The following is an 11,517-nucleotide window of genomic DNA, read 5'->3' on the forward strand; positions in this document are numbered from 1 at the left end:
CATGGCAGGGTCATAGTCCGCGCCAATAATTTCCTCAAATCAATTCGTCATCCGAAAAAGGCTGAGCCGTTCCGCCACAGATTTGAAGGAAACAGCATGACCATCCGCCTGCGCATCAGCCTGCTTGTCGCCCTGACATTCATCGTCATTTCCGCCATCGGCTGCTATGCCGTGTTCCAGTCGCGCAGCAGCGCCGTCGAGGTGAAATCGGTCACCGAAGGCGTGGTGCCCAGCGTGCTGGCCTCGTCCGATCTGGTCGGCAAGCTGAAGGACGTGCAACTCGCCGCGATGGTGATGGTCGGCGAGACGGACGACACTCTCATCCCGCAGGAAAACGAGAAGCTCGCCGCGAAGAAGACGGCGCTGCAGGAAGCGCTGGTCTTCCAGTCGCAGCATGCCGACAGCGATGCGCAGCGCGGCCTGGTCGAACAGGCGAAGGAAAGCCTGGACAACTATTTCGATGCGATCGACGGCGTCGCCAAGTTCAAGCTGGCTGGCAAGAACGATATCGCGCAGGCGACCTTTTTCGGTGGCGTGATGCAGTATCAGGCAGAACTGGAAAGCATCGTTTCGACGATGCGCATCGAGAAGGATCGCAGCAAGGATGTCGCGATCGCCTCGTTGAACGAAAACCTGTCGACCACCAGCACCGCAATCACCATCGTCTCCGCCACGGCGGTCGTGCTGCTGACGCTGATCGGCATCCTGCTGTATCGCCAGATCACCGGCCCGATCAGCCGCATGCAGACGATGATGAGCGAGATCGCCACCAGCCAGGACTTCACGCGCCGCCTGCCGGTGCAGCGCATGGACGAGGTCGGTCATTCGATCGTCGCCTTCAACGGCATGATCGAGAAGATCCAGGAAGCATCTGCGCAGGTCAAGCAGAAGACGGCCGACATGCAGGCGATGCTGCAGAATATCCCGCAAGGCATCCTGACCATCGTCGACGGCAACCGGATTCATCCTGAATATTCAGCCTTCCTCGAAACCGTGTTCGAAACGCAGGACATCGCCGGCCGCGATCTGATGGAGCTGGTGTTTGCCGATACCAATCTCGGCGCCGATACGCTGTCGCAGATCGAAGCGATCGGCGGCGCCTGCATCGGCGAAGACGTGATGAATTTCGCGTTCAACGAACACCTGATGGTCGGCGAAGTCGAGAAAAAGATGGCCGATGGCCGCGTCAAGATTCTCGATCTCGGCTGGTCGCCGATCACCGACGAGGCCGACACGGTCATTCGTCTGATGCTGTGCGTGCGCGACGTCACCGAGCTGCGCAAGTTGACCGCCGAAGCCAACGAACAGAAGCGCGAGCTGGAAATGATCGGCGAAATCCTCGCGGTCGAAGCCGGCAAGTTTCAGGAATTCATCGCCACCTCGCGCCGCTTCCTCGACGAGAACGAGCAGATCGTGCGCCAGAACCCGGAAGCGACCGCGTTCGCGATTGCCAAGCTGTTCCGCAACATGCACACGATCAAGGGCAACGGCCGCACCTACGGCCTGCTGCATCTGGCCAACGTCGTGCATACGGCAGAACAGCATTACGACGACCTGCGCCACCCGGAAACCGGCGCGGTCTGGGATCGCGAAGAACTGCTGGCAGGGCTGGTCGCCGTGCGCGACACGATAGACCGCTACGCACGCATCAACGAAGTGACGCTGGGCCGCAAGAACGCGGAAGCCGCCAGCGAGATCGAACGCCACACGCTGACGATAGACCGCAAGCACATCCAGGAAAGCCTGCACCGTCTGGAAACGGTGAATACGGCCAACCTGCACGAACTGGTCGCCGTGCGGAATGCAGTGCGCCGCACGCTGCGCCTGCTGGGCACGGAACCGATCGCCGACATGCTGGACGGCATCACCGCCTCGTTGCCGGCACTGGCGGACGAACTGGAAAAACCGGCGCCGAACTTCGTCATCGAAGACAACGGCTATGTCGTTCACGCGCATGCCGCGCCAGTGCTGAAAAACGTCTTCATGCATCTGGTGCGCAACGCGATGGATCACGGACTGGAATCGGCCGAAGAGCGCGTGATCAAGAACAAGCCGGCGGCCGGCACGATCAAGCTGGAAGTCGGCGTGATGGACAACATGGCGCACATGGCCTTGTCCGATGACGGCCGCGGCTTGGCGCTGAAGCGGATTCGCCAGATCGCGATCGATCGCCATCTGATCACGGCCGATGCGGCGGCAACGATGCACGACGCCGAACTGGCGCGTCTGATCATGCAGCCGGGCTTCTCCACCCGCAGTGAGGTGACGAACGTCTCCGGCCGCGGCGTGGGCATGGATGCGGTGCTGGATTTCGTCACACGCGAACAGGGCCGTATCGAGATCCGCTTCACTGACAATGCAGAAGGCGCGGACTTCCGCACCTTCCAGGTCATCGTGATGCTGCCGGAACGCGTGGTCGTCGAAGTGGACGGCATCGACGTTCCCTATCCAGTCGCAGGGCAGGAACCGAATACGGTCGCGTCTGCCGAACTGCCGCCGGAAGACGATAGCGACGATTCGCGCGTGGCCTGAACGGATACGCATACAAGATCAAGACGCATGCAGAAAGCGGCGCGCGTGCAGCGCGACCGCGAGAATCATCAGAAATACGGAATGTCATGACACTGGATTCATCACTTTTCCCATACCTTTTCTTCGCGTTCGGCATCGTGCTGGGCGCCGCGCCATTGCTGTGGCGAATCGCCAGGCTGAAGCAGCGCATCGCACGCATGATCGACGTGGAGCAGGTGGAAGCGCTGAAGCACAGCGTGCACCTGACGATGCAGGAACAGCAGCAGGACCTGGAAAAACACCGGCAGGAACTGGACGACGAACGCCACGCGGCCGAAAAGCGCATCGAAAGCATGCGCAGCGAAAACACGCGCTCACTGTCGGAACTGCAGCAGCAAAATGCCGACAGCATGGCGCGCATCGTGGAGAACTGCAATGCCTCGCAGGAAACCATCGCGAACCTGCTGGGCCTGATGCGCACCTTCGAGCGCTGGCACGACGACATGAACGTGCTGATCACGCACAACCGCGACATGCATCGCAAGAACGACGAGTTCGCACTGATCGTCAACCAGGTCATCATCGTCGCGCTGAACGCGTCGATCGAGGCGGCGCGCGCCGGCGTGCACGGCCGCGGCTTCGCGGTAGTGGCGGCCGAGGTGCGCGAGCTGGCGCAGCGCGCGGAAAAGCTGTCGAAGAGCTATCGCGGCAGCCTGTACCAGAGCGATCTGATCACGACGACGACTTTCCAGGACCTGCAGGCCGGCGGCAAGATGATCGTCGGTGCCGTCATCGGACTGGATCAGATCAACAAGAAAACGCGCGAAGCGCTGGCAGCCTGAGGCGGACACCATGATCACGCAATCCGCCAAGGAAGGTTTCGATGCGCTGCTGACGCGCGCGTTGCAGGACAGCATGGTGCCGTTCGATGCCGCCTGCACAGTGACTGCGCTGCCGCATGACGAAGCGATTCAGGAACGCAGCATGGTTGTGCTGACCGTATCGTCCTATCTGTTCCGCCTGATGGTGATGTTCTACTTCACGCCGGATGCAGCCACCAAGGCGCATTTCGCGCGGCTGAACAACGTCGACGGCGAACTGGACGAGCAGGCCTTCATGGACGCGATTGCCGAATGCGGCAACCTGTGCTGCGGCATCCTGAACCGCGATCTCGGCAGCTTTTTCCCGCATATCGGCATGTCCACACCGATCGTGATCGACCGCCGCTGCGCCGAATATCTGCAGATGCTCAACTGCGGCCACGTCCAGCATTTTGCGGTGGACATAGCCGACGCGCCGCGCTTCCACGTGACGTTGTGCGTATCGGATTATGCGGACATCGATTTCGCTGTCGCCGAAGACGAGCTGGGCGCGAACACCGGCGAACTGGAACTGTTTTAAATCATTGCAAGGAAAAAATCATGGCACAAATTCTGGTGGTCGACGATTCGAGCACGGTGCGTAACGAAGTAGGCGATTTTCTGAAGAAGAACGGGCTGGACGTCGCGCTGGCAGTGGACGGCCGCGACGGCCTGACCAAGCTGAAGGCAGATTCCGGCATCAAGCTGGTCGTCTCCGACGTCAACATGCCGAACATGGACGGCCTGACGATGGCGGAAAAAATCCGCAGCGAACTGGGCAATGCGAACGTCAACATCATCATGCTGACGACCGAGAATTCGCCGATCATGAAGGAACGCGGCAAGGCGGCCGGCATCAAGGGCTGGATCGTCAAGCCGTTCAAGGGCGATGCGGTGCTGCCGACGTTCAAGAAACTGGTCGGCGCCTGAGGCACGGAGATCGACAAGAAACACCGAATTAAAACACTGAATAAAAACGCCCCGGCGCACTGCACGCCGGGGCGTTTTGTTTTTTGCTTTTTGTTTTGCTGCGTGGCTTATTTCACGCTCTTCGCCGCTTCCTCGATCAGCTTCGTCACTTCGGCCGGATGAGAGGTCATGACGACGTGCGAGGCGCCGGCGATTTCCACCGTCTTCTTTGCCGCGGCGCGCTGCGCCATGTAGGCGAGGGCGGCGGGCGGGATGTTCTTGTCGGCGCTGCCGTAGATGAACCACGACGGCAACGACTTCCATGCCGGCGTGCCGGACGCTTCGTTTAACGCGGCTTCCGTCACCGGACGCTGCGCTTCAGCCATCAGGCGCGCCTTGGCGGCGGGCACGTCGGCGGCGAACTGATCGCGGAATTTTTGCTGATCGATATACAGATCCTTGCCGCCGTCCGGCAAGGCGACCGGTTGCGCCAGCGCCGTGCCCAGCGTGCTGCCGGGGAACTTGCCGGCCAGCCCGGCGACGGTTTCGCCGGTTTCCGGCGCGAATGCTGCAACGTAGACCAGACCCTTGACGTTGTCGCGGCCGTTGGCCGCTTCGGTGATGACCGACCCGCCGTAGGAATGGCCGACCAGGATCACCGGACCTTGCACGTTGTGCACGATGCGCGCGACGTAATCCGCATCGCTCTTGACACTGCGCAGCGGATTGGCGGCGCCGATGACCGGGTAGCCGTCGGCAATCAGCCTGGCGGCGACGCCATCCCAGCTGGACGAATCGGCAAAGGCGCCGTGTACCAGCACGACGGTCGGCTTGATTCCGGCTGTCTCGGCGGCGAACGAGGCGGACGGCAGTGCGACGGAGCCGAGCAGGGCAGCGGCGGCAAGTCCGTTGATGGCGAGGCGGATGCGGCGTGGAATGGCGTTCATGTGATTTCCCTTTTCTGATTGAATGAATGATTGCGTATTGAAGCGTTCGAAAACGCACGACTTCAATGCGGCCATTACATCGCAGCCATGTATCGCTTCTGTGTCGGCGAAGGCGGAGAACGGTAAGCCTGCGTATCGCGGGGCCAGTTCGATACATGCCGATACAAAACAGGCAAGGAAAGCGGTCAAGGGTCGGATAAAAGACGAACAGACAGCGAACAAAAACAGGCAGTGCAGCAATCGGAATGTTCGACATGCAGCAAGGCCACAGCAGAGATGCCGCAGCGGAGACGTCAGCGAAAACACAAGCCGCGCATGCATGACGGGACGGCAACAGTTGCATGCAACCGGCAGCATTCTTCCCGGCCGATGAAAATTTTGCACCCATGGCAAGGCAGCGTCGGGCTAGGATCGTCACGTCGGCAAAATCGACGTCCATCTTCCGGAATGCCTATCTCGTTCCGGTATCCGTCTCAATTACCTGCGAATCGGATCTCTTGCCGGGCTACCTTGCCCGGCCTCGCATTTGCTGTGTGCGAATGCCGGTGCCCGCCTGTGCGCGGTCTTTTGTGTTGTCACGAACATTCCGAAACGAAATTCCATGAGTGCCATTCATTCGAGCAGTCTTACCGGCGAACATGCCCGGCTGGAAGACGCGATCTACACCAAGGTGACCTTGCGGTTACTGCCTTTCCTTTTCCTCTGCTATGTCGCCGCCTATCTGGACCGCGTCAACGTCGGCTTTGCCAAACTGCAGATGCTGAACGACCTGCAGTTCAGCGAAACCGTCTACGGCCTGGGCGCCGGCATTTTCTTCATCGGCTACTTCCTGTTCGAGGTGCCGAGCAACGTGATCATGCATCGCGTCGGCGCACGCGTCTGGATCGCGCGCATCATGATCACCTGGTCCATCCTGTCGGCGGCGACGATGTTCGTTACCACGCCGGCGATGTTCTACGTGATCCGCTTCCTGCTGGGCGTGGCCGAAGCCGGCTTTTTCCCCGGCATCGTGCTGTACCTGACGTACTGGTTCCCGGCCTCGCGCCGCGGCCGCATGAATGCGCTGTTCATGATCGGCATCCCGGTCGCCGGCGTGGTCGGCGGCCCGCTGTCGGGCTGGATCATGCAGGCCTTTGCCGATGTGCATGGCTGGCACGGCTGGCAATGGCTGTTCCTGCTGGAAGCGCTGCCGTCGCTGGCGCTGGGCATCATGTGCCTGTTCTATCTGCCGAACGGCATCCGCGCTTCGCACTGGCTGTCCGAAGAAGAAAAGCAGGTGCTGGAAGAAAACATCGCGCAGGATGGCGGCGGCGCGGCCAAATCACATTCGGTCGCCGGCGTGTTCTCGAATCCGCGCGTATGGCTGATGGCGGCGATCTACTTCTGCTGCATGATGGGCCTGTACGGCATCAGCTTCTACCTGCCGACGCTGGTGAAGGCATCCGGCGTCAAGGATGCGCTGGACGTCGGTCTGCTGACGGCGATTCCGTATACCTGCGGCATCATCGCGACGCTGCTGGTGGCGCGCAGCGCCGACCGCACGCGCGAACGCCGCTGGCACTTCGCGATCGCCAGCGCGCTGGGTGGCCTCGGCCTGTACCTGAGCACCATCTTCGGCGACAACGTCGTGCTGGCGCTGTGTGCGCTGTCGCTCGGCACGGCCGGCATGCTGTCGACGATGCCGGTGTTCTGGACCTATCCGAGTGCGATCCTGAGCGGCGCTGCCGCGGCAGCCGGCATCGGCCTGATCAATTCGGTAGGCAATCTGGCCGGCTTCGTCAGCCCGTCCATCGTCGGCTGGCTGAAGGACGTGACGAACAGCACGAACGCCGGCATGTACTTCGTCGCCGGTGCACTGGTGCTGGGCGCCTTGCTGGCATTGCTGCAGCCGCGCGAGCTGGTCAACCGGTAACGACGGCGAACATCGTTCATACTGATCCTTCATGTCGCCCCTTCGTGCATCCTGCATGACGGCGGCGCAAGCGATGAAAGATCAGTGAGCGAACGATGACGCGGGACCTGTTTGACAACTTGATCGACAATTCGACAGCCGATCCGATCGGCGATCAAGCGCATCGGCGCACAGGGAGCGAAACCCTGTGCGCCGATGCCGTTTTGTTGCGCGGCTTCGCCTTGCCTGAAGAAAAAAGCGTGCTCGATGCGGTCGCGCAGGTTGCAGCCGATGCGCCTTTTCGCCAGATGACGACGCCCGGCGGTTTCCGGATGTCGGTGGCGATGACGAATTGCGGACCGCTGGGCTGGATGACGGATCGACGCGGCTATCGCTATGCAGCCTGCGATCCGGTCAGTGGCAAGCCGTGGCCGGCGATGCCTGAAGCGTTGCAGTCGCTGGCGGGGCGAGCGGCGGAGGCCGCCGGTTTTGCCGGCTTCGTTCCCGATGCCTGCCTGATCAATCGCTACCCGCCGGGTGCGCGCATGTCGCTGCACCAGGACAAGGACGAACGGGATTTCGACCAGCCCATCGTTTCCGTTTCGCTCGGCTTGCCGGCGGTGTTTCTGTTCGGCGGATTGAAGCGGGAGGACAAGGCCTTGCGCGTGCCGCTGCTGCACGGCGATGTGGTGGTCTGGGGCGGCACGGCGCGCTTGCGTTACCACGGCATCGCACCATTGAAAAACGGCAGCCACCCGCTGACGGGAGACTGCCGCGTTAATCTGACTTTTCGCAAGGCCGGTTAGGATTGGCGATTGGCCACTCGTTTCTTATTTCCTGGTTCCTCTTATTTCCCGCTTCCTGTTACTTACTTGCAATCGCTTGTTTCTCGCACAATGCCTATGCGCAGTATTTATGCGCAATGCAGCGCGAACGAATATTCAAATTATGAACATTCGTTCGCTGAATGTTCGTTCAACCTCTAGACCGCCGGATGCTCATTTGTTTTCCGAACAGCCAGCACCGCTGCTCATCGCTTCCTGTGCGGCCTTGCCGATTTCTTCCGGCGTCAGATCCTTGATGTGCGTGGCGATCGACCACGAATGGCCGAACGGGTCCTCCAGGATGCCGTAGCGGTCGCCCCAGAAAGCGTTATCCAGCGGCATCTTGACGGTGGCGCCGGCATCGACGGCTTGCTTGAATGCGGCGTCGGCATCCTTGACGTACATGTGCAGCGTGACCGACGTGCCCTTGCGCGCCTTCGGCCCGAGCGAACCGTAATCCGGAAATTCATCGACCAGCATCACCGGCGAATCGCCGATGCGCACTATGGCGTGCCACATCTTGCCGTCCGGGCCGGGCAGGCGCGCAAGTTCGACAGCGTTGAATGCCTTGACGTAGAAATCGATTGCAGCAGCCGCATCGGCGCAGACTAGGTGCGGGGTGACGGTGTGCATGCCGTCGGGGATGGGTTTTACGGCGGGTTGGCTCATTGCATGTCTCCTGTTTGTGAAAGTGAAGGGTGTTGCGTTACCGGGTACGTTGCCTGCGCAGCGTGCGATGCCTCGTAAAGCTCGATGTGTTGCAGCAACTGTTGCATTTCCTGCCGGTGCCGTTCCGATGACGACGGCATTGCCCACAAGGCGTCGAAACGTGCAATCCACTGGCGATATTGCCGTTCCGCCGCCGTGGCAGCAGGAGTTGGGGCGTCAGGTTGAACGGGCAGGGACATCGTTGGACGAAATAGGCGGATCAGGGTTGCAGGTCGGTCAGGACCTTGCCGCTGGTCATGTCCATCGGCATCGAATAGTGCTCATGAACGATCTGCCATTTGCCGCTGGTGCGGCGGCAGCAACTGGTCAGGCGCATCCACGATGTCATCGTCTTGCCGTCCGGCCCGGTACCGCCGCAATGCAACAGGCTGTGGGCGAAGGCAATGTCGCCGCCGGTTTCGATGTGCCAGTTGCCGGGTTCGAAAATCATCTCACCCTGGCACATCTGCATGCAATCGGTCCAGTGCTTGCCGTAGACGGCCTTGCCGACGAAGCGCAGCGGGCCGATTGCGTCGAACGAAACGATGTCGTCGGCATAGAACGACATGATGGCAGGGACGTCGCGCTTGATGACGGCTTTCGCCCATTCGTCCAGCAGGGCGCGGATGGCGGCTGTATTTTCGCCCGCGTTGGTATTTGTGCTCATGTTGTTTCTCCTTTGGAATCCGTTATTGTGTACAGTGTCCAGTGACGATAGCGCAAAAAGTGTACGATGTACACAATTATTCAAAATGACAGAAAAATGACACAAAAAGCGTCGGCAAAAAGCGAACCGAAAAGAAATACCAAAAGAGAAACCTACCGGCACGGCGACCTCTACCGGGCCTTGCTGGAAGCCGGTACCAAGTTGGCTCGCGCGGGCGGGCCGAACGCGGTCGTGCTGCGCGAGGCGACGCGCCAGGTCGGCGTGGCGCCGAATGCGGCGTACCGGCATTTTGCCGATCGCGATGCCTTGCTGCAGGCGGTCTGCTCCGCCGCGCAGGCCGAACTGGCATTGGCGATCGAGGCGGAATGGGAGCGTTGTTCGACCGAAGGCGATCTGGCCGATATCGCGCGCGCGCATCTGGCGGCAGTCGGTACCGGTTATCTGCGCTTTGCGCGCAGCGAGCGCGGCCTGTTCCGCACGGCATTCTCCGTGCACGAGGATTTGCAGAAGGCGACGATTCCCGAAATGGCAGGCAAGAGCGGTCTGACGCCGTTCCAGTTATTGAGCCGGTCGCTGGACGAATTGCAGCAGGCCGGCGTGCTGCGTCCGGAGCGGCGGCAGGGCGCGGAATTTCTGGCGTGGTCGGCGGTGCACGGATTGGCGATGCTGCTGATCGACGGTCCGTTGCGCTGGCTGGACGATCAGCAAGCCGAAGGCTTAGGCGGCCGGTTGCTGGACATGGTTGAGCGCGGCTTGCCGTGACGATGCACGGCTGGTCTGGCTACTCGGTTAATCTCGGCTAATTGCATTAACGCCGTGCCTGTTCCGCGCGCAGCGGATCGAGCAGATGGCGCAAGGCGTTGTGGTCCAGCTCGTACATCAATGCGATCAGACTGCCGAGTTCGCCTTTCGGAAAACCTTCGCGCGCAAACCAGCCGAGATAATGACCGGGCAGATCGGCCAGCATGCGTCCCTTGTATTTACCGTAAGGCATGGCCGTGGTGACGAGCTTGTGCAGGTGATCGGGATGCATGATGCGAGCGCAGATAGGGAAGGCCGGCGTGCCGGTAGACCGCTGATTTTATCGATTGCCGGTTGAAAGCGCTCGATGCATTTTCGCTTCATGTGTCTGTACACACAAGATAAGCACGAAATTACGTATGACAAAAGAAAAGCGGAGAAAGAATTGAAGAAAGACGAAACGATGAAATATGTCATCCGCGCCGAGCGGCCCGACGATGCAGATGCCATCCGTCGGATCACGCAGGCGGCTTTTGCGCTTGCAGAACATCACAGCGGCACGGAAAGCGCCATCATCGATGCGCTGCGTGCGGCAAATGCGCTTGTCATTTCCCTGGTTGCGACGGTGGATGAAGAAATCGTCGGCCATGTTGCCTTTTCACCGGTCACGATCGGCACGGCGGTCGGCTGGTTCGGTCTGGGACCGGTCTCGGTCCGGCCGGATTTGCAGAAGCAGGGAATAGGCGGCGCGCTTATTCGCGAAGGATTGATTCGCCTGAAAGCAATGCACGCGCGTGGATGCGTCGTCATGGGCGATCCGGGTTACTACCAGCGCTTCGGCTTCGCGCATGATCCGGCGATTCGCTATGAAGGCGTGCCACCCGAATACTTCATGCGGTTGTCGTTCGGCGATGCCGAGACGTCGGGGAACGTCATTTATCACGAAGGCTTTTCCGCTTCCTGATAGCGGGGCCGCACGCATATCGACATGCATTCGTCGATCGCATGCGGTCATCGCTGCGCGAAAATCTCAAAAATCATTCGGCCGAACCTTGCTCTCCATGATTTCCTGACAAGATTGCGGCCACATTCAAGCGGCACGAAGCGATATGAATGCAGTTTTGCCGTTTCTTTGCGTTGCATGCGTGACCATAGGAAACGGAATGTCGCTATAATGAGAATCATTGTTATTTGAGAAGATGCCGTGAACCTCTCCGAACTCTCCCCATTTACCGCCGCAGTAGTGGATACCGTCACCGGTCTCGACAGCGACGATCCGATCGCAAAGCGCCTGCGCGAACTGGGCTTCGTCGAAGGCGAACCCGTCAGCATCGTCGCGCGCGGCCCGATCGGCGCCGATCCGCTGCTGGTGCAGATCGGCTTCACGCGCTTTGCGCTGCGCCGCTCCGAAGCGCAGCGCGTCAACATCCATCCCGCCTGATCCTTTTCTGAATATTCA

At 60.4% G+C, this 11,517-nt stretch carries 13 protein-coding genes; 9 read left to right on the forward strand and 4 right to left on the reverse strand.

All coding sequences use genetic code 11. From position 1 onward, the window contains the following. The first annotated feature begins 96 nt into the window (after positions 1-96). The 4 genes from ACO1VH_RS09150 to ACO1VH_RS09165 all read left to right on the forward strand — a co-directional run bounded on the left by ACO1VH_RS09150 (position 97) and on the right by ACO1VH_RS09165 (position 4,301). Positions 97-2,532 (forward strand): Hpt domain-containing protein, encoded by a 2,436-nt coding sequence (locus ACO1VH_RS09150; RefSeq protein WP_486244189.1) that lies wholly within the window; start codon positions 97-99, stop codon positions 2,530-2,532. An 86-nt stretch (positions 2,533-2,618) separates the two neighbouring features. Next, positions 2,619-3,353 carry a methyl-accepting chemotaxis protein gene (locus tag ACO1VH_RS09155; protein ID WP_486244190.1) on the forward strand — a complete coding sequence of 245 codons (735 nt, stop codon included), beginning with the start codon at positions 2,619-2,621 and terminating at the stop codon, positions 3,351-3,353. A 10-nt stretch (positions 3,354-3,363) separates the two neighbouring features. After that, entirely contained in the window at positions 3,364-3,912 is a 549-nt protein-coding gene (locus ACO1VH_RS09160; RefSeq protein ID WP_486244191.1) for a hypothetical protein, read from the forward strand. 20 nt (positions 3,913-3,932) lie between these two features. Then, entirely contained in the window at positions 3,933-4,301 is a 369-nt protein-coding gene (locus ACO1VH_RS09165; RefSeq protein WP_486244192.1) for a response regulator, read from the forward strand. A gap of 107 nt (positions 4,302-4,408) precedes the next feature. Here the strand turns inward: ACO1VH_RS09165 and ACO1VH_RS09170 are convergent, their stop codons facing one another. Then, a complete protein-coding gene (locus ACO1VH_RS09170; protein WP_486244193.1) occupies positions 4,409-5,227 on the reverse strand; it encodes an alpha/beta fold hydrolase in 819 nt (272 codons plus the stop codon). Between the two features lie 601 nt (positions 5,228-5,828). Here ACO1VH_RS09170 and ACO1VH_RS09175 point away from each other — a divergent pair. Both ACO1VH_RS09175 and alkB read left to right on the forward strand, forming a co-directional pair. Then, complete coding sequence (locus tag ACO1VH_RS09175; protein WP_486244194.1) at positions 5,829-7,139, forward strand: MFS transporter; 1,311 nt, start codon at positions 5,829-5,831, stop codon at positions 7,137-7,139. 95 nt (positions 7,140-7,234) lie between these two features. Beyond that, entirely contained in the window at positions 7,235-7,924 is a 690-nt protein-coding gene (gene alkB / locus ACO1VH_RS09180) for a DNA oxidative demethylase AlkB (RefSeq protein WP_486244195.1), read from the forward strand. 192 nt (positions 7,925-8,116) lie between these two features. Here alkB and ACO1VH_RS09185 read toward each other — a convergent pair whose 3' ends face one another. Continuing rightward, positions 8,117-8,611, reverse strand: coding sequence for a VOC family protein (locus ACO1VH_RS09185; protein ID WP_486244196.1), 495 nt, complete (start codon positions 8,609-8,611; stop codon positions 8,117-8,119). A gap of 259 nt (positions 8,612-8,870) precedes the next feature. Beyond that, the gene (locus tag ACO1VH_RS09190) at positions 8,871-9,317 is read right to left on the reverse strand and encodes a YybH family protein (protein ID WP_486244197.1); all 447 of its coding nucleotides are present in this window, start codon (positions 9,315-9,317) and stop codon (positions 8,871-8,873) included. 96 nt (positions 9,318-9,413) lie between these two features. Between ACO1VH_RS09190 and ACO1VH_RS09195 the strand changes: the two genes are divergently transcribed. Beyond that, positions 9,414-10,079, forward strand: a complete 666-nt coding sequence (locus ACO1VH_RS09195) for a TetR/AcrR family transcriptional regulator (RefSeq protein WP_486244198.1) — start codon at positions 9,414-9,416, stop codon at positions 10,077-10,079. 46 nt (positions 10,080-10,125) lie between these two features. On the opposite strand, the gene ACO1VH_RS09200 is transcribed toward ACO1VH_RS09195, so the two are convergent. Then, entirely contained in the window at positions 10,126-10,350 is a 225-nt protein-coding gene (locus ACO1VH_RS09200; protein WP_486244199.1) for a DUF3820 family protein, read from the reverse strand. Between the two features lie 171 nt (positions 10,351-10,521). On the opposite strand from ACO1VH_RS09200, the gene ACO1VH_RS09205 reads away from it, so the two are divergent. Together ACO1VH_RS09205 and ACO1VH_RS09210 are read left to right on the forward strand one after the other, a co-directional pair. Continuing rightward, positions 10,522-11,022: a GNAT family N-acetyltransferase gene (locus ACO1VH_RS09205; protein ID WP_486244200.1), complete on the forward strand. Its 501-nt coding sequence runs from the start codon at positions 10,522-10,524 to the stop codon at positions 11,020-11,022. A 240-nt stretch (positions 11,023-11,262) separates the two neighbouring features. Then, on the forward strand, positions 11,263-11,499 hold the full coding sequence (locus ACO1VH_RS09210) for a FeoA family protein (RefSeq protein ID WP_486244201.1): 237 nt from the start codon (positions 11,263-11,265) through the stop codon (positions 11,497-11,499). Positions 11,500-11,517 lie beyond the last annotated feature (18 nt).

The sequence above is a fragment of the Oxalicibacterium sp. genome (assembly GCF_057353965.1).